Genomic DNA, 18,018 nt, shown 5'->3' on the forward strand with positions numbered 1-18,018 from the left:
GCGGCAGCGCGTGGCGATCGCACGCGCGCTCGTCAACCATCCATCGATCCTGCTCGCCGACGAGCCGACGGGCGCGCTCGATACTGCGACGAGCCGCGAGATCATGAACCTCTTCGAGCGCCTGCATGCTGAAGGGAATACGATCATCGTCGTCACACACGAGCCGGAGGTCGCCGCGCGTGCGCATCGGATCATCTCCATACGCGACGGACGGATCGAAAAGGACGAACGGGTCAAATAAGCGGCACGCGCGAGCGCTTCGGTCGTCGCTCGGCGCGGGCGGGGCAAGCGGCACGCGCGGCAACGTTTCATGCGGTTGACGGCTCTATTCGGAGAAGCTTTTCGTCTCGCGCTATCGAGTTTGCGCGCCAACAAGCTGCGCACTTTTTTGACGCTTCTCGGCATCATCGTCGGCGTCGCCGCTGTGATCACGGTGGTGACGATCATCAAGGGGCTGGACCAAACGGTCGCCAATACGTTCTCTTCACAAGGCTCGACCGTGTTCAGCGTCTCCAAACGCCCGATGGTCATCCTCTCGCGCGAAGACCTCGTCCGTTTCAACAAACGCAAAGATGTCACCGAAGAGGACGCCGAGGCGCTTGCGCGCGCCTGCAGCTCCTGCTGGCGCATCGGGATCGCGGCCAACAGCGCGAACGCGCTTGTCAAGTACGGCGACCAAAAATCAGAGAACGTCCTCGTGCGCGGCATCAGCCTCTCGATGTTCGCCATCGATGACGTCAACCTCGCTGCTGGACGCACATGGACCGACGCTGAAGGGGCAGCAGCGCGCCACGTCTGCGTCGTCGGTGCCGATATCCTCGCCAACCTGTTCGGCGGCGCATCGCCAGAAGAGGCGCTCGGGCGCACGTTGCGCATCGCCGGACAGCCCTTTGAAATCATCGGCGTAGCCGAAAGGCTGGGAAGCATCTTCGGCTTTTCGCGGGATAATTTCATCTACATCCCGTATGAAGCCTACCGGCGAGTCTTCAACGCGCGCGCGTCCATTGTCATCTTCGTGCAAGCGCGAAGCGCCGAGGACTTGGAAGCGACCAAGGATGAAGTGCGCACTATCATGCGCAACCGTCGCGGCAGGACTTTTCTCGACGAAGACGATGGTTTCGCCCTCGAAACACAGGACGTCTTCCTCGATCTCTATCAAAAAGCGACGTCGAACATCTACCTCGTGACGATCGGTGTGGCGGCTATTTCGCTTGTCGTTGGCGGCATCGTCGTGATGAACATCATGCTCGTGTCGGTGACCGAGCGGACCCGAGAGATCGGCATCCGCAAAGCGGTGGGCGCGCGTCGGCGCGATATCTTGACGCAATTTCTCATCGAGGCCGTCACGTTGACGGCCATTGGCGGTGCCGTCGGCGTCGGCGTGGGATTCGGCGCGGCCTACGCGCTCGCGCTGGCGTTAGGCTTCCCCGTGTTAGTCAGCGTGTGGTCAGCCGTGCTCGGCGTCGGCGTCTCTTCGGCAGTTGGCGTCGCCAGCGGCCTATGGCCGGCGTGGAAAGCAGCGCGGCTCGATCCGGTGGAAGCTTTGCGCGCCGAATAAGCGCTGCTTTGTTTGAAGCGATCGTGAGTTGTGTTCGAAGAGCAGATGGGGGGGGAGCTGCTGAATAAAGGATGCTTTGGGATCGTTTCACAGAGTCCTTGTCGATCGCGCTCGATGCTTTGCGCGCCAACAAGCTTCGTTCGTCGCTCACTGTGCTTGGCGTCGCCATCGGCGTCGTGACGGTCATCTTCATGGTCTCGATCATTCAGGGGCTCAATCGCGCCTTTGCCGAGCAGATCGAATCGTTGGGGTCGAACACCATCTTCATCTCGAAGTTCGATCCGAGCTTCGGTCGTCCGCCTACAGCCGAAGAGCGACAGCGCAAGGATTTGACCGTGGAGGATGCCGCCGCCATCGAGCGCGAGGCGCGTTCGGTGGTGGGCGTGGCACCGATCAAACGCAAGCTCGCCGCCAGCATTCGTCGCGCCGAGCGTCAAACCGATACGCCCATACTGTACGGCGTCACGCCGTCCTATGAGTTCACGCTCTCGCAGTACGTCGGACGCGGGCGATTCATCACGGAGTACGATTTGAGCGAACGGAGCAACGTCTGTGTCCTAGCGCAAGATGTCGTTCGTGCCCTCTTCCCTGCGGAGGACCCGCTCGACAAAGAGGTGCGGATCGAAGGCCGTCCTTTTCGCGTCGTCGGCATCATGGAGTCTTTGGGCAACTTCTTCGGTCAATCACGCGATAATGCCGTCTTCATTCCGCTCTCTACTTTCGACAAGTACTACGGCGGAGCGGAAGCCCCGTTTCCGGAGGTCCTTTTCTTCATCATCGTGCGTCCGCGCACGCGAGCCGACGTGCCCAAAGCGGTGGAAGAGATCACGGACATCTTGCGGCGACGCCGCCAAGTTCCAGCGGGCGCGCCGAACAACTTCGGCGTTTCGACTCAAGATAGCCTGCTCGATTTCTACAATCAACTGACCGGTGCGACGGCGCTGGTGTTGACGGCCATTTCGTTCGTCGCTTTGATGATCGGCGGAATAGGCGTGATGAACATCATGCTCGTATCAGTGACCGAGCGGACCCGAGAGATCGGCATCCGCAAAGCGGTGGGCGCGCGCCGACGCGATATCTTGACGCAATTTCTCATCGAAGCCATCGCGTTGACGCTTGTCGGCGGCGTGGCCGGATTGACCGTCGGCGAGATCGCCAGCCTCGTTGTGAACCGTTACTCCCCGTTGCCCGCATACGTGCCGCTGTGGGCCATCGCGCTCGGCTTAGGGGTTTCCGGCATGGTCGGTCTCTTCTTCGGCTTGTGGCCGGCGTGGAAAGCGGCGCGGCTCGATCCGGTGGAAGCTCTTCGTTACGAGTGAGCTTGAAGAGCTGGGCCGCGCGCCTGTGGCGAACCGGAAGAGAGGCGGGAATCAGTCACGCAGTGCGTGAAGCGCGAAGCTTGCGACAAAAAGGCGCTCTCGCGTGCAACCAAATGGCGCGCGCAAGCGTAATAGAGTTTTGAGTCGAGGCGTCGTTGCCGGACGAGGAGCTTCAAGGGATCGTGAACCTCTACGAGACGCTGAAAGTCGCGCTAAGAGCCGTTTGGGCGCACAAGCTCCGTTCTTTCCTAACGTTGCTCGGGATGATCATCGGGGTGACGGCAGTGGTCGTCATCGTCGCCTTGATTCAAGGATTCAATGCTTACGTTGATGAGAAGATCGCCAACATCGGGTCGAAGTCCTACAGCATTTTTCGTTTCGATTTCTTCAACGATTTCAAGGATACTGACACGCTTGCAGCCGCGCAGCGCCGCAAGCCTGAGTTGACGCTGGAAGAATACGAGTACCTACGCGCGCGCTTGCAATTGACCGAACACCTTGGGGCGCGCGTGGCGCCCACCAGCGTGCAGGTCAAACGCGGCGGCGAAGCGCTCGAGGCCATTCCCGTCTGGGGCGCAACGCCAAATTTCGTTGAGATCGAACAGACCGACATCGCCGAAGGGCGCTACTTTTCCGAAATGGAGAACGAAGTGGGGGCGCGCGTCGCCTTCATCGGCGCCGATATCGCTGCGAAGTTGTTTCCGTATGAATCTGCTGTCGGTAAAGAGATCTACATCCGCGGCGTTCCCTTTCGCGTCGTCGGCGTGCAAGCGCGCTTCGGCTTTACTTTTGGACGCCCGCCGGTCGATACGTCTATCACGATTCCGATCAGGACTTACATTCGGACCTTCGGTCCACCCGTCCGCAACCGGTGGCTCTCTTTCACGGGCAAGGCGGTGTCGGACGAACTCTTCAACGATGCAGTTGAAGAGGCGCGGGCTGCGTTGCGCTTGCGGCGCGGATTGAGAGCCGACGAAGAAGACAACTTCAGCATCATCACGCCGGAGATCATCATAAGCGCACGCGATCGAATCTTCGGCCCGATCTTCATCGTCGCCATCGCCGTGCCTTCGATTGCGCTCGTCGTCGGCGGCATCGTCATCATGAACATCATGCTCGTGTCGGTGACCGAGCGGACCCGAGAGATCGGCATCCGCAAAGCGGTGGGCGCGCGCCGAAGCGACATTCTCAAACAGTTTTTAGTCGAAGCCGTCACGCTTTCGGCCATTGGCGGCATCATCGGCATCGGGCTTGCTTGGTTGTTGAGCCAAGCGGTCAGCATCTATTTCTTTCAGACGCGGTTGTCGTTGCTCGCCGTATCGGTTGCGATTCTCGTCTCCGGCGGCGTCGGCATCGCAGCCGGCATCTTTCCTGCTTGGCGTGCGGCGCGCCTCGATCCGATCGAGTCTTTGCGCGCCGATTGAGCGGCAATGATCAATTTCTTTCGCAGCGGCGGCAGTTTCTACGAAAACTTGCGCATGGCGTTCGCCACGCTTCGTGCGCACAAGCTCCGTTCGGCGCTGACAGTGGTCGGCGTCGTAATCGGCGTCTGGACCGTGATCGGCATCTCGGCGTTGATCAGCGGCATCGATCTCGCCGTGAAAAAAGAGGTGGAGTCGTTCGGCATCCGATCGATCTTCATCTACAAGTTCGATGTCGGAATCCGAACCAGCGCGCCGACGCGCGAAGAACGAATGCGCCCCAACCTCACCTACGAAGACGCGATGGCTATCGCGCAACTGCCGACGGTGGAAGTCTCCGTGCCGTTTTTGAACATCACGAACAACTTCTTCGGGCAGCGCCTGTTGGTCAAGCGCGCGGGCAAGACATCAGCCGCCGTGCGGCTCGAGGGGACGTTGCCGGACTACGAGCGGGCGGGGGTTGAAACGATCTCCGAAGGGCGCTTCTTCAACGCCTACGAGAACGAGACGAATCAGCCCGTCTGCGTCATCGGCTCGAGCGTCGCGGACAATTTCTTCCCTTATGAATCGCCGCTCGGAGAACGGATCGAGATCGGCGGTCGCGAGTTTCGCGTCGTCGGCGTGCTCGCCAAACGCGAACAATTCGGTGCCGGCGAAGGGAGCAACGACGTCAACAACGTCATCTACGTTCCTTACACCGTCGCGCGCAAACTCAAGCCGAACGCCGACGATGTCTTCATCCTCGCGGTGGCGCGCGCCGGTTACTTGGATCGAGCCAAAGACGACATCACAGATCTGCTGCGACGACGGCGACAAGTGCCGTTCGATGCGCCGAACAACTTCAGCATTGAAACGGCTGAGTCAATTGTCCAGCAGTTTCGCGCGTTAACTGCGGGCGTCGCCATCGCCATGATCGCTATCTCTTCGGTCGGTCTGATGGTCGGCGGCATCGGCGTGATGAACATCATGCTCGTGTCGGTGACCGAGCGGACCCGAGAGATCGGCACGCGCAAAGCCATCGGCGCGCGTCGACGTGACATCTTGTGGCAGTTTCTGATCGAAGCGGCAACGCTTACAGGGCTGGGCGGCGCGATCGGTCTGCTGCTCGGCTGGGCCACTTCCTTCATCGTGCGCCTCTTCTTGCCATCCTACGTGCCTTTGTGGGCGCCGATCGTCGGCGTGCTCGCCTCGGTGGGAATCGGGCTGGTCTTCGGTCTGTGGCCTGCTTGGAAAGCGGCACGGCTCGACCCAGTGGAGGCGCTTCGCTACGAGTAACAGCACTTCGGTCAACGCTCGTGTGCTGGCGACATTGCGAACCAGCACAGGACGCCCGCGACAAACGACGGCGAGTGATGGGCGAAGTCTTCGGCTAGCGCTCAGGCCATCGGCGTCCCCGCCAGAAGCGCAAAAAGGACGCGCAGCGCTACGCCTAGGAGCCAGATCGTCAACACCACGCCCCATCGTGCGGCAGGCGAAAGACGACCGACCCGTCCCATGCCGATGGCGGCCAGATACAGCCCGTAGAAACCGAAAAGATCGATCACGCCCAGCAACGTCGCCAACACCGGGTGCGCCGTCGCATCTACGAGAAAGCCGAGGTTGGTGCGCGCAAGCCCTCTGCGCGCTTGTGCCAGATCGATCTCCTCAGGCGCTTGGAGGAAGAGCGTCACCGCGTCGGCGATCGTCTTCAGAACCACGGGCGGCAAACTCGAATAGACGTAGACGGAGAATGCTTGTCGGTAGTTCATCTTCCCGCCCATCGCCAATGCACCGGCGAGATAGAGCGCCGCGCCGACGATGAGGAGAACGACGACGACGATGGCTGGCGAAGCGTAGTTCAAATACTTGAAGACCGACTTCTCTAACTGCTGCTGGATGATCTGCTCTTTCTCCTCTTGTCGCATGGCGCTGAGGCGTGGGGCCTCTTCCACGCTTCGGCGAACGAGGTTCTCATAGCCTATTCGTTGGATGAGCAAAGCGTTGTAGAGCGTCGCGGCGGCGATGACGATCAAGGTCGCGGCAAAAAGGCGCGGGCGCTCGCGCAGCGAGTCGAACGTTTGCGTCGGCTCGAAGAAGATCGCGCTGAGCGTTTCCGCCGTGGACATCGTCTCGTTTGTCGCGTCTCTTTGCTCGTTCATTTCTGTCTCCTCAGAGAAGGTTCCCTAGGGAAGGGCGCAACGCTCGCCGCGATTAAACAGCTAGACGCGAGCGCCAAAGAAGCGGGAGCTTATCATCAACGCCGCTGTTCGGAAAAGCTCGCGCGGCAGAGCGCGCTAAACGGCGTCGTCGGCGATCCCCGAGCTGTGTTTGGGAGATGGCTGCGACCGGTTGGCGGATCGGTCCTGTCAGTCCTTGCTGCGACCGGACGCGCTTTCGTTTCAGTGCGAAGCGAGATGTTTCAGTCAGATTTCAGTCAGGTCCCCCCCAACGAATTCACCCTCGGCGCTACGTACAAGTTATTGCGGAGCGAAATACTTCGTCAGGCTTTTTCCAACTGAGCGAACTTTTCGATGAGTTTCTTCTGACCGTAGCCGGGAAAGCTAACGATGATCTTGGCCGAATCCCCTGTCCCTTCGCGTTTGAGGACGAGGCCACGCCCGTATTTGGGATGGCGAACGTGCGTTCCGGGCATGAAGCCTTGCTCTTGGTCGGAAGAGTTCGGGGCCGCGCGTTCTTTTGTCGGGCGAGGCGGGGCGCTCGATGCTTTGCCCCGTTGGCGGAAGAATTCGGCGATGGATTCAACCGAATCGTACGTCTTGCCCGCGTAGCGGCGCGACCCCGTTTGCCTCTGACCGCGCAGGACATCTGCCGCGTGTCGGTTTTCGAGCGCAGTCGCGCTGCGCGCGAAGCTCAGCCAAGAACGCCCACGCGAAAGGTCTTCGATCAAATCAAGCGGCAGCTCGTTGAGGAATTGCGACGGCTCGGACGCCATCTCTTCGCCGTAGACGCGCCGTCGCATCGCGTGCGTGAGGTAGAGCGTTTGCTGCGCGCGCGTGATGGCCACGTAGCACAGACGCCTTTCCTCTTCGAGTTCGGCGCGATCCGTCGCCGCGCGCGCGTGCGGAAAGAGGCCGTCTTCGAGACCGACGATGAAGACGATGGGAAACTCCAAACCCTTAGCTGCGTGCATGGTCATGAGCGTGACGCGCGCATCGCGCTGGTATTGATCAGCATCGGAGATGAGCGCCGCCGCGTCGAGAAAGGCGCGAAGCCCGTCGCCCTTTTGCGCATCGTATTCGACGGCGGCGTTGACCAGCTCCTGTAGGTTAGCAAGACGCGCGTCCGCTTCTTCGCTATTCTCCAACTTAAGAGCTTGTTCGTAGCCGGTGTCGAGAATGGCTGCCTTGACCACCTCGGATGCTGGAGCCTGTTGCGCGAGCGCGACGAGCCGCATGATGATCTGCTGAAAGGAGCGCAACGCGGCGACTGCGCGTGGCGCGAGACCATCACTCTGTCCCGTCATGATGGCGATCGTCTCCCAGTGCGAGATGCCGTAATCGCGCGCGCGCCTTTCGATCTCGTCCACAGTCTGACGCCCGATGCCGCGCGGCGGCGTATTGATGACGCGCTGCAGCGCGATGGAGTCGTGCGGATTGAGGGCGAGCTTCAGGTAAGCGATGATGTCGCGCACTTCGGCGCGTTCGTAGAACGAAAACCCGCCGACGATCTGATAGCTGATCCCCAAGCGCCGCAGCGCTTCTTCGAACAAGCGCGATTGTGCGTTGGTACGGTAGAGCACGGCGATGCGCGTTTGCGGGTCGCTCGCCAAATGCTCTTCGATCTTGGCCGCGACGAAACGAGCTTCCGTTTCACCATCGGGCGCTTGGTAATAACGAAGCTTGTCGCCCGCTGGATTCGACGTCCACAAACGCTTTCCTTTGCGCTCCGTGTTGTGACTGACGACGTGGCTTGCGGCGTCGAGGATGTTCTGCGTCGAGCGGTAGTTCTGTTCGAGTCGAATGACGCGCGCGTCTTTGTAGTGCTGCTCGAAATTCAGGATGTTCGTGATGTCCGCGCCGCGCCAGCGGTAGATCGATTGATCTTCATCGCCGACAACGCAGATGTTCTGCTGCCGTTCGGTAAGCAGGTGGATAAGCGCAAACTGCAGCGCGTTTGTGTCTTGGTACTCATCGACGAGAATGTAGCGGAAGCGGTCGTTGTAGCGCTCGCGCACTTGGTCCGCGCGGCGCAAAAGACGTACCGTTTTGATCAGGAGGTCATCGAAATCGAGCGCGTTGTTACTGCGTAAGCGCTCATCGTACAGGCGAAACGCGCGCGCAATGGCAGCGCGTCGTTCGTCGTTCGGTTCCACGCGGGCGGCGTACATTTCGGCATCCAAACCGCTGTTTTTAGCGTGACTGATGGCCGATTGGACGGAGCGAGCGTTCAAACGCTGTTCGTCGTAGCCTAGTTCCCGCAAACAGTTCTTCACTAAACGGACGGAATCGTCTTGATCGTAAATCGTGAAGTCGCGCGTGTAGCCTTCGCCAAGCGCTTCGATGTCCCGGCGAAGGATACGCACACACAAGCTGTGAAAGGTCGAGATCAGCGGTGCGCTTGGCAAAGGCGTGCCGCGCAGCAGTTGCTCGACGCGCTCACGCATCTCCTCGGCTGCTTTATTGGTGAAGGTCACGGCCAAGATGTTCGCCGGTGGTATGCCGCGTTCGGCGATCAGATAAGCGATGCGGTGGGCGATGACGCGCGTTTTGCCCGACCCGGCCCCGGCCAAAACAAGAACCGGACCATCGGTTGCGGTCACAGCTTCGCGTTGAGCTTGATTGAGCGATGAGAGCAGATCCATGAGCGAAACGTGTAGACTCTTCAAACAATGGCGGAAGCGGCTCTTTTACGGCCCCCAAAGCTCTAGCGCTGTGCGCCGAGGAACCTTCGGCCCAAAGCGGTGCTCCCACCACGCTAAGAGCAAACGAAATCCGAAAGCCGAGCATAGCACACCAAGACCGGAAAGCGTGAATCGAACCGTTTTGGACCTCGCTGGTCGGCAGGTTGAAAGTCATCGGTGTTAGTCCGAAGCGATGCCGAGAGGTCTGCCAGAAAAGGCCCGCTGAAAGCGAGAAAGCACACCGCACAGAGTGCGGTGTGCTTACAGCAGCCCTAACCCTAGCTCGTTCGCAGTCCATAAGGACTGCCTTTTAATCACATCCCCTTGTTCCCCCTTGCTCTAGCTTGCGGCCTCGTTGGCCGCAAAAATGTTTCAAGCGGAACCGTATCCGCCGCTCCTTGTGCTCTGTGCGCTGGTCGCTGCCTCGGTGCTCGCGGCGGCGGAAGCGGCGCGTGCCGACGGTTCCGGCTGTTTTTCAGGCTCTTTTTTTCGACCTGAAAGATCGAGTCCGATGATCTCTCCCACCTTGGCGAACAACAGCGGCAGCACGACGGTTTGCGCCGTGGTCGCCAGCTGTTCCACTGCGCGCTCGCCTATGTTGGAGATCTCCTCCTGCAAACGCGCATAGGCGCGTGACTCCTTGAGTCGCTCGACGACGCTAGGTTTTTCGGATTCCGCCGCCGGGGCCATGTAAGCCTTTTCATAGGGGGTGGCGACGCCTCTCGTGTCCCAGCTTTCCTCTTCGCCAGAAGTCAAGCTCCCGCCGATGCTGTAACCGAGCAGAAAGCCGACGCCGAAAGCTCCGGCAGTGAACGCCAATGGGCGGCGACGGAATTGTTCGCGCCAATCGAGCGCCTCCTTGACCTGTTGGTATTGTGTTGCCACGTTATCCTTGATCTCCTCGACGGTGTGGGCGATGGATTCGCGCGTCTCTTCCATGCGCCGTTGCAGTTCCTCTTTGGTTAGTTCACCGGGCGCCGTTCGCGCTACGATTGAATCTCTCTCTTGAGCCATTGTTTGTCCTTCCTCAACTCCTCTAGGCTTTGCCTCGGCACCACGCTCTGCGCGGCCAGCCGCCTCTTCATTGTCAGCGCGATGCCACCGCCAATGATGGCAAGCAACGCGCCGGTGAGCAAGAAGCCGAGCGCATAGTGGTTCGGTGGCTCAATGCCGGTGAACATGCTGGAGATGAAGAAAGCCAGCGCCGTGCTCAGCAGCACCACGCCGATGAGGGCAATGCACGCTCCAAAGGCGAAAAGAACAAGGCCGCGAACATATGCCGCAATCTCCTCGCGAAGTTCCACGCGAAGCAGGCTTATCTTGGTATCGAGCAGTTTGACGACATCGTCGCCCAAACGTCCGAATAAAGCCGGCAGACTCTCCAAGTCGGCGTGATGTTTCAATGCCGGCGCTGCTCCGGTGGCGCTGCGTTCCAGTTCAGCCATGGTCGGGCCCTCCTTTCGCGTCCGGCGTTTTACCGACGTCCGCCGCGCAAAAGCAAGCCGAGCAGGAATCCAGCTGCCGCCGAGATCAACAGGGCTTGCCCAGGGTTCTGACGCGCATAAGACTTGGCGTTCTCCGCCACTTCGCGGATGTCCGTGTTCTGCAAGCCTTTGATCTTCTCGCCGACGACTGTGGCTTTCTCGGAGATGTACTCCTTGGCTTGTGTCGCGGCTGTGGCGACCTTTTGACCGATGTGCTGCGCTTGTTCGCGCGCTTGACTGGTAAGCGAAGTGTCGCTGCTCGATCCAGTCGTTGAGTAAGAGCTTTCGCTCGACCCGCTGGCCGGTCCATAGCCGTAATTGACCGCGTCATCTCTGTTCTGTGACATGGTTTTTGATCTCCTTTTCGATCCGAAGTCGTTTGAACGTACGATTCTTTATATGTGAACGACGCTCGAAAAACTGTAAGAGCAAACCATGTGCCGTTCGCTCCGCTCTCGCTGCGGCCAAGCAAAGAACTGTTCGCGTGGAGGCGCAACCGCGCCTTTTGTTGCAAAATTGTACACGCGCCTTTGGCGCACGAGCACAGTTACAGTACAGCGCCGAATCGGGCACCGTTCAGCCGAAAAGCCTTTCCGCCAAAAGCGAAGAACGAGCGACGAGCGGCGATCAGCTTACAAATGGGCCGCGACAAACCCGATCTTTTCAAAACGAAAGTCCAACTTGGTTTGGGCGAGATTAGCTTACAGATGGGCCGCGACAACCGCCCGCCGTTGGGGAGAGCGGGAGAAGGGAAGATGCTTGAGGAATGCTGACGCGCTATACTCGTTTGGAGAGCGCGCCGGCGCTTGGAAAAAACGGCGGCGGAGGCTGGAGGTTCCCGCCGTCGAAGCGATTTCCGGGGCGATTTCTTTCAAGGGAGGTTCAAGATGGCGATCAAGAGCACCAACCCAACGACGGGCGAAACTTTGCGATCTTTCACACCCTTTTCCGACGAAGAGGTAGAGGCGTGTCTGCGCGCGGCAGCGGAAGCTTTCCGGTCTTATCGCCGGACGGATCTCGCAGATCGCGGCGCGAAGATGTACCGCGCCGCTGCCATACTCGAAGCGGAGAAGGAGGACTTCGCCCGCCTGATGACGACCGAAATGGGCAAGCTATTGAAGGCTGCCGTTGAAGAGGTTGAAAAGTGCGCGTGGGCGTGTCGTTACTACGCCGAGAACGCCGCTCGTTTCCTCGCCGACGAAGAGGTCGCAACCAACGCCGCGCGTAGCTTCGTGCGCTACCAGCCGTTGGGCCCTGTGCTTGCCATCATGCCGTGGAATTTCCCCTTTTGGCAGGTCTTTCGTTTCGCCGCGCCAGCGCTCATGGCCGGCAACGTCGCTCTTCTCAAACACGCTTCGAATGTGCCTCAGTGCGCGCTGGCTATTGAGCGCATCTTCGAGCGAGCCGGTTTCCCCAAAGGCGTCTTTCAGACGCTGCTCGTCGAGTCGCGCGCCGTGGAGAAGATCTTGCGAGATCGGCGTGTGGTCGCCGCTACGTTGACTGGCAGCGAGGGCGCTGGCGCGAGCGTGGCCGCCATCGCTGGCAGCGAGATCAAGAAGACCGTGCTTGAACTGGGCGGGAGCGATCCGTTCATTGTTATGCCGAGCGCTGACTTGGACGAAGCAGTGAAAACGGCTGTGCGCGCCCGTACCATCAATAACGGTCAATCTTGCATCGCGGCCAAACGCTTCATCGTGCATCAAGAAGTTTATGCCGAATTCGAGCGGCGGTTCGTCGCCGCGATGGAGGGCTTGAAAGTGGGCGATCCGCTGGACCCGGAAACAGAAGTCGGCCCGCTCGCCACACAGGATCAACTCGAGACGGTGGTCACGCAGGTCGAAAGGACGATCGCTGCCGGCGCGCGATTGCTCACCGGCGGACGACGGCTCAATCGCCCAGGCTTCTTCTATGCACCGACGGTGCTCGCCGACATCCCTGAGATGGCGCCCGCACGTTGCGAGGAGGTTTTCGGTCCCGTTGCCATGCTCTTTCGCGCGCGCGACGTGGATGACGCGCTTCGCCTGGCGAACGAAACGAGTTTCGGTCTGGGAAGCAGCGCGTGGACGCGCGACGAAAAGGAGCGCGAGCGCTTCATCGAGGAGCTTGAAGCAGGGTTGGTCTTCATCAACGGCATGGTCGCTTCCGACCCGCGCCTGCCGTTCGGCGGCGTCAAGCGCTCTGGTTACGGGCGCGAGTTGAGCGTCTTCGGCATCCGCGAGTTCGTCAACATCAAGACGGTTTGGATCGGAGCGAGCGGCACGAGCCGCGCCGAGTGAGGCCAGCCTGCAGGACCTCCACTGACGCGCGCCACCGGTGGCCGCTCGACGCCTCGCTCAGGCTAACGCGGACGACCGAGCGGGAGTCAGCTTGACAAAGGCGGCGGATGTTGGTAAGTAAGCACTTACTTTTGGAGGGGGGAAGAGGCTCGATGCAAACCGAGCGGACCGAACCGAAAGCGTCGCCGCGCTCAACGACGCGCATGTCTGGCGAAGAACGGCGCGCGCAGATCGTGCGTGTGGCCACGCGACTGTTCGCCGAGCGCGGGTTTCGCGGCACGACGACGCGCGAAATCGCGCAGGCGGCGGGCGTTTCCGAAGCGATGATCTTTCGCCATTTCGCCACCAAACAGGACCTTTACCGCGCGATCATCGACGCCAAAGCTTGCTCTGCCGGGCCGGCGCAGGCCTGCGGGCAATTCGATGCCAAGACTGGCATGGTTGCCTTTGCCACCTCAGTGGAGGGCGCCGCCGATGAACGGCGCTTCTTCATGGACTTGGCGCGCCACTTCCTCGAATGCCACGAGCAGGATGTTGAGTTCTTGCGCCTGTTGCTCTACTCAGCGCTGGAGGGGCGTGAATTCTTCCGCCTCTTTTGGGAGCAACAGGTGCTGCCGATGGCTAATTTCATGCGCGCGCACGTACAGGAGCAGCAGCGCGCAGGCGCGATCCGGTCCGATCTTCATCCGCATCTGATCGGCAGCGCTTTTATCGGGATGATCATGCACCGCTCTTTGGTCGATCTGATCTTCGATCCGGAGCGCTCTTTGTTTCGCATCAGCACGGAGCGGGCGGCACGCGACTACACGACCGTGCTCTTTGAGGGGATCGCTGCTTCGGCGAAAACGTCAAAGGGCGCCGAATCAAGCGCGATGCGCAGCGAGAAAGTGCGTCCGGAGAGAGAAAGTTCAAAAAAACGGAAACAGCAACGCACATTGAAGCGTAAAAATCAGTCCACCTCAGCAGCGAACGATGGATTAAGATGAGGACGAGCAATGCGATTTGAACCCATTCATTCTTTGGCCCTTGCGCTCCTTCTTCTTTTCGGCACGTGCGGGCTGAGCGGTTGCCGAGGGTCGCAAGCCGAATCAAAGAACGAGAACCGCGCGCCGTTGCCTTCGCCGACGCCAGTCGAAGTGACCACCGCAGCGGCCATTCAACGTGCGTTGCCCCGTTTCATCGAAGCGACCGCATCGCTCGCCGCCGACGAGCAGACGGACGTCGCACCGAACGTCGCTGGTCGCGTCGCGACAGTGGCTGTCGATCTCGGCAGCTACGTCACGCGCGGCGCCGTGCTCGTACGACTTGAAGACGCGGATTCGCGTCTGCGCTTGGAGCAGGCTGAAGCGCAGCTCGAACAAGCGCGCGCCAACGTCCGACAAGCGGAAGAGCGAATCGGTCTTCGTCCCGGTCAGCCGTTCGATCCGGCGCGCGTCGCCGAGGTGCAAGCGGCGCGCGCGGCGTTGGATCTGGCCGAAAAGCAACTGCGCCGTTACGAACGACTCGTCGAATCGGGCGACGTCTCGCGCGCTTCATATGACCAGCAGCGCGCGCAGCGCGATCAGTTGCGCGAGCAATACCAAGCCGCGCTCGCACAGGCGCGGCAAGCCTACGCCGCCGTGCAGACGGCGCGCGCGGCTGCCGAAGCCGCCGCAGCGCAGGTCGAACAAGCGCGCAAAGCCATACGTGACGCGGTGGTGGTGGCGCCGATCAGCGGCTACGTCGCCGACCGACCGGCGGACATCGGCGAATACGTCACTCCTTCGTCGAAGATCGCGACCATCGTGCGCACCAATCCGATGCGCGTGCGCATCGAGATTCCGGAACGATCGCTCGGCGCCGTGCGCCCGGGGCAGAGCGTTTCGGTCAACGTCGCTTCTTATCCGGATCGAAACTTCAGCGGTCGCGTGGTGCGTCTATCGCCCAGTTTGAACGCCGCCTCGCGCACGTTGATCGTCGAAGCCGAAATCGAAAACGGCGAAGGTTTGTTGAAGCCGGGTCAGTTTGCGACGGTGCGCATCTTGCTGCCTGAGTCTCAACCGGCGGTGCTCATTCCGCAGCGGGCCGTGCGCGCCGAGGGGGGCATCAACCGCATCTTCGTCATCAAGGATGGGCGCGCCGAAGAGCGCGTCGTGCAACTGGGCCAGACGGAAGGCGATCTTGTGGAAGTGAAGAATGGCGTCGCCGCCGACGAACTGGTGGCGACCAGCAATCTCGATAAGCTGCGCGACGGCATGCCGGTCAGGCAGTGAGCGCGCGCTTTTAGGCGCCCGCTCGCTTTCGATTTATCGAGCCGGGCGCGTTTTGGGTCAAGTGCCATGCAGAAGCTAGCGGAAATATGCGTTCGACGGCCCGTCTTTGCGACGATGTTGATCTTGTCGCTGACGGTGGTCGGCATCTTCTCCTTCTTTTCGTTGGGCGTCGATCTCTTTCCGAAGATAGATTTCCCGACCATCACGGTGACGGTCGTCAATCCGGGCGCCTCGCCCGAGGAGATCGAAACCGAGATCACGGATAAGATCGAGGAAGCGGTCAACACCATCAGCGGCATTGATGAACTGCGCTCGGCATCGGTGGAAGGCGTTTCGCAAGTTTACATCACCTTCTTGTTGGAGAAGAACGCCGACGTTGCGGCGCAAGAAGTACGCGACAAGGTGAATCTCGTCATCCCGAACCTGCCGGAGACGGCGAAAGCGCCCGTCGTGCAAAAGCTCGACACCGACGCCGCGCCCATACTGCGCATCGCCGTCTCGGCTCCGCGCTCTTTGCGTGAGGTGACCGAGATCGCCGACAAGCAGATCAAGAAGAAGATCGAGTCGGTCAACGGCGTCGGCCAAGTGCAGATCGTCGGCGGCGCTCGGCGACAGATCAACATTCGAGTCGATCCGGAGAAGATGCGCGCATATGGGGTCACGCCGATCGACGTCGCCAACGCCATCCGTTTGCAGAACATCGAGCTTCCGGGCGGGCGCATAGACGAGGGAGCGCGCGAGCTGGTCGTGCGCACGGCGGGACGTCTGCGCACGCCGGCGGATTTCAACAACATCGCGATCGTCACGCGCGGCTCCTATCCGGTGAAGCTGAGCGACATCGGTTACGCCGAGGACGGCACCGAAGAGCAACGTTCGCTCGCGTTGCTCAACGGCCAGCCAGCTGTGTCGTTGATCGTCTCCAAGCAGTCGGGGCAGAACACGGTCGCCGTAGCAGAGGCCGTCAAAGAGCGTTTGGCCGAGATCGCGCCGACGCTGCCGCCTGACGTGCGCACGGAGATCGTCGGCGATCAATCGATCTTCATCAAAGCGGCGGTCAAATCGATCGAAACGCACTTGATCGAAGGCGGCATCCTTGCTGCCATCGTCGTCTTCCTCTTTTTGTGGAACATCCGCTCGACGATCATCGCGGCCATTGCCATCCCAACCTCGATCATTGCGACTTTTGGATTGATGGCCGCGATGGGTTACACGCTCAATCAGATCACGATGCTCGCTTTGACTTTGATGGTCGGCATCGTGATCGATGACGCCATCGTCGTTCTGGAGAACATCTACCGCTTCATCGAAGAGAAGGGGATGGCGCCGTTTCAAGCGGCGATCGAGGCGACGCGCGAGATCGGACTGGCGGTGATGGCGACGACGCTTTCGCTGCTGGCCGTCTTCGTCCCGGTCGGATTCATGCGCGGCATCGTCGGGCGCTTCATGTCGTCATTTGGTTTCACCGCTTCGTTCGCCATTGCGGTGAGCTTGCTCGTCTCTTTCACCTTGACGCCGATGCTGTCGGCGCGACTTTTGCGCCGTCCCGAAACGGGAGCGGACGAAACGTCGCCCGACGCGCCAGCACCTGCCGAGCGCGAGGCGCGCGAGAGCGAGAAACTGGCTGAGACCTATTCCAACGGCCCGCTCTCCGCTGATGATGCGCTGCCGCACGTTCACACATCAAAAGAATCGCGCTTTTTCCGCGCCATCGATCGCACCTACACGCGCTTGCTTCAGTGGTCGCTAGCCCATCGCTGGGTGGTCGTTCTGCTGAGCGTAGCGGTGATCTTAAGCATTTTCCCGCTCTTTGCGCGTATCGGCAAGAACTTCTTGCCTGTGGATGACCAGTCGCAGTTCGAGGTCACTTTGCGCGCGCCGGAAGGTTCGACGCCGGCGGCGACGGCGACGATCGCCGAACGGATCGCGCGCGAACTGCGCGAGCTTCCTGGCGTGACCGATACGCTGACCACGGTCGGCGGCGGGCAGCAACAGATCGCCAACAGCGCTTCGATCTACGTTAAGTTGACGCCCATTGAAGAGCGGAAGCTCTCGCAGATCGAGTTGATGGAACGCGCGCGCGAACTGCTGAAGAAGTATCCGAAAGACCTTCGCGCCAGCGTGCAGCAAGTCTCGGCTATTTCGGGCGGCGGTTTTCGCAACGCCGATATCCAATACGTCATCAGCGGTCCCGATCTCAACAAGCTGCGAGACTATTCGCAAGCCTTGCTTGAGAAGATGAAGACCATTCCGGACGTGGTCGATACGGATACCACCTTCAACGTCGGCAAACCTGAGCTGCGCGTCAGCGTCGATCGCGCGCGTGCGTCCGATCTCGGCGTGCGCGTCGGCGACATCGCGCAAGCGCTGAACACGCTCGTCGCCGGGCAGAAGGTCTCGACCTTCAACGAGGGAACCGAACAGTACGACGTCGAAGTGCGCGCCATCGGACCAGCGCGCGCCACGCCCGAAGCGCTTCGCAACATGGTCGTCCCTTCGACCAAGCTCGGCTACGTCACGCTCGATCAAGTCGTGCGATTGCAGGAGGGCACAGGGCCGTCTTCGATCGAACGTTTGAATCGTCAGCGTCAAGTGACTTTGACGGCCAACGTGCGTCCCGGCGGGTCGCAAGCGGCGGTGATCGAGCAATTGAACCGCTTCGTGCGCGAGATGAACCTCGAGCCGGGTTACACGACCGGCTTGGCTGGGCGGTCCAAAGAACTCGGTCGCGCTGGATTCTACTTCGCTCTCGCCTTCTTGCTCTCGTTCATCTTCATGTACATGGTCTTGGCGGCGCAGTTTGAATCCTTCATCCATCCGGTGACGATCCTGCTGACGTTGCCGCTCGCCGTGCCGTTAGGCATCATCTCG

At 60.5% G+C, this 18,018-nt stretch carries 14 protein-coding genes; 9 read left to right on the plus strand and 5 right to left on the minus strand.

Translation table 11 applies throughout. The annotated features are described in order from the left end of the window. The 5 genes from C4334_RS11430 to C4334_RS11450 all read left to right on the plus strand — a co-directional run. A partial coding sequence (locus tag C4334_RS11430; RefSeq protein WP_352432217.1) for an ATP-binding cassette domain-containing protein occupies positions 1-241 on the plus strand: 241 nt, incomplete at its 5' end. Between the two features lie 69 nt (positions 242-310). Next, positions 311-1,558, plus strand: a complete 1,248-nt coding sequence (locus C4334_RS11435; protein WP_352432218.1) for an ABC transporter permease — start codon at positions 311-313, stop codon at positions 1,556-1,558. 71 nt (positions 1,559-1,629) lie between these two features. Further along, on the plus strand, positions 1,630-2,877 hold the full coding sequence (locus C4334_RS11440; RefSeq protein ID WP_352432219.1) for an ABC transporter permease: 1,248 nt from the start codon (positions 1,630-1,632) through the stop codon (positions 2,875-2,877). A gap of 182 nt (positions 2,878-3,059) precedes the next feature. Continuing rightward, a complete protein-coding gene (locus C4334_RS11445) occupies positions 3,060-4,301 on the plus strand; it encodes an ABC transporter permease (protein WP_352432220.1) in 1,242 nt (413 codons plus the stop codon). Between the two features lie 6 nt (positions 4,302-4,307). Next, positions 4,308-5,573 carry an ABC transporter permease gene (locus C4334_RS11450; RefSeq protein ID WP_352432221.1) on the plus strand — a complete coding sequence of 422 codons (1,266 nt, stop codon included), beginning with the start codon at positions 4,308-4,310 and terminating at the stop codon, positions 5,571-5,573. A gap of 101 nt (positions 5,574-5,674) precedes the next feature. Here the strand turns inward: C4334_RS11450 and C4334_RS11455 are convergent, their stop codons facing one another. The 5 genes from C4334_RS11455 to C4334_RS11475 form a co-directional block, all read right to left on the minus strand. Next, positions 5,675-6,436, minus strand: a complete 762-nt coding sequence (locus C4334_RS11455; protein WP_352432222.1) for a YIP1 family protein — start codon at positions 6,434-6,436, stop codon at positions 5,675-5,677. Between the two features lie 341 nt (positions 6,437-6,777). Next, entirely contained in the window at positions 6,778-9,099 is a 2,322-nt protein-coding gene (locus tag C4334_RS11460) for an ATP-dependent helicase (RefSeq protein WP_352432223.1), read from the minus strand. Positions 9,100-9,510: 411 nt separating this feature from the next. Then, a complete protein-coding gene (locus tag C4334_RS11465) occupies positions 9,511-10,152 on the minus strand; it encodes a hypothetical protein (protein ID WP_352432224.1) in 642 nt (213 codons plus the stop codon). After that, a complete protein-coding gene (locus C4334_RS11470; RefSeq protein WP_352432225.1) occupies positions 10,125-10,583 on the minus strand; it encodes a phage holin family protein in 459 nt (152 codons plus the stop codon). The genes C4334_RS11465 and C4334_RS11470 overlap by 28 nt, the downstream gene beginning before the upstream one ends. A 29-nt stretch (positions 10,584-10,612) precedes the next feature. After that, positions 10,613-10,969 (minus strand): hypothetical protein, encoded by a 357-nt coding sequence (locus tag C4334_RS11475; protein ID WP_352432226.1) that lies wholly within the window; start codon positions 10,967-10,969, stop codon positions 10,613-10,615. A 540-nt stretch (positions 10,970-11,509) separates the two neighbouring features. Here C4334_RS11475 and C4334_RS11480 point away from each other — a divergent pair. From C4334_RS11480 to C4334_RS11495, 4 genes are all read left to right on the plus strand, one after another. After that, a complete protein-coding gene (locus C4334_RS11480) occupies positions 11,510-12,898 on the plus strand; it encodes an NAD-dependent succinate-semialdehyde dehydrogenase (protein ID WP_352432227.1) in 1,389 nt (462 codons plus the stop codon). Between the two features lie 152 nt (positions 12,899-13,050). Then, positions 13,051-13,884 carry a TetR/AcrR family transcriptional regulator gene (locus C4334_RS11485; protein ID WP_352432228.1) on the plus strand — a complete coding sequence of 278 codons (834 nt, stop codon included), beginning with the start codon at positions 13,051-13,053 and terminating at the stop codon, positions 13,882-13,884. Between the two features lie 9 nt (positions 13,885-13,893). Continuing rightward, positions 13,894-15,150 (plus strand): efflux RND transporter periplasmic adaptor subunit, encoded by a 1,257-nt coding sequence (locus C4334_RS11490; protein WP_352432229.1) that lies wholly within the window; start codon positions 13,894-13,896, stop codon positions 15,148-15,150. Positions 15,151-15,216: 66 nt separating this feature from the next. Continuing rightward, positions 15,217-18,018: efflux RND transporter permease subunit (locus C4334_RS11495; RefSeq protein WP_352432230.1), on the plus strand; the 2,802-nt coding region annotated here is incomplete at its 3' end.

The sequence above is a fragment of the Pyrinomonas sp. genome, from assembly GCF_040289685.1.
Classification (GTDB): domain Bacteria; phylum Acidobacteriota; class Blastocatellia; order Pyrinomonadales; family Pyrinomonadaceae; genus Pyrinomonas.

What these genes read in the sequence shown, in the direction of transcription:
- C4334_RS11450 (WP_352432221.1), top strand. Translation starts at nt 4,308, where the DNA reads ATGATCAATTTCTTTCGCAGCGGCGGCAGTTTCTACGAAAACTTGCGC.
- C4334_RS11485 (WP_352432228.1), top strand. Translation starts at nt 13,051, where the DNA reads ATGCAAACCGAGCGGACCGAACCGAAAGCGTCGCCGCGCTCAACGACG.
- C4334_RS11475 (WP_352432226.1), bottom strand. Translation starts at nt 10,969, where the DNA reads ATGTCACAGAACAGAGATGACGCGGTCAATTACGGCTATGGACCGGCC.
- C4334_RS11440 (WP_352432219.1), top strand. Translation starts at nt 1,630, where the DNA reads ATGCTTTGGGATCGTTTCACAGAGTCCTTGTCGATCGCGCTCGATGCT.
- C4334_RS11480 (WP_352432227.1), top strand. Translation starts at nt 11,510, where the DNA reads ATGGCGATCAAGAGCACCAACCCAACGACGGGCGAAACTTTGCGATCT.
- C4334_RS11470 (WP_352432225.1), bottom strand. Translation starts at nt 10,583, where the DNA reads ATGGCTGAACTGGAACGCAGCGCCACCGGAGCAGCGCCGGCATTGAAA.
- C4334_RS11455 (WP_352432222.1), bottom strand. Translation starts at nt 6,436, where the DNA reads ATGAACGAGCAAAGAGACGCGACAAACGAGACGATGTCCACGGCGGAA.
- C4334_RS11465 (WP_352432224.1), bottom strand. Translation starts at nt 10,152, where the DNA reads ATGGCTCAAGAGAGAGATTCAATCGTAGCGCGAACGGCGCCCGGTGAA.
- C4334_RS11435 (WP_352432218.1), top strand. Translation starts at nt 311, where the DNA reads ATGCGGTTGACGGCTCTATTCGGAGAAGCTTTTCGTCTCGCGCTATCG.
- C4334_RS11490 (WP_352432229.1), top strand. Translation starts at nt 13,894, where the DNA reads ATGCGATTTGAACCCATTCATTCTTTGGCCCTTGCGCTCCTTCTTCTT.
- C4334_RS11460 (WP_352432223.1), bottom strand. Translation starts at nt 9,099, where the DNA reads ATGGATCTGCTCTCATCGCTCAATCAAGCTCAACGCGAAGCTGTGACC.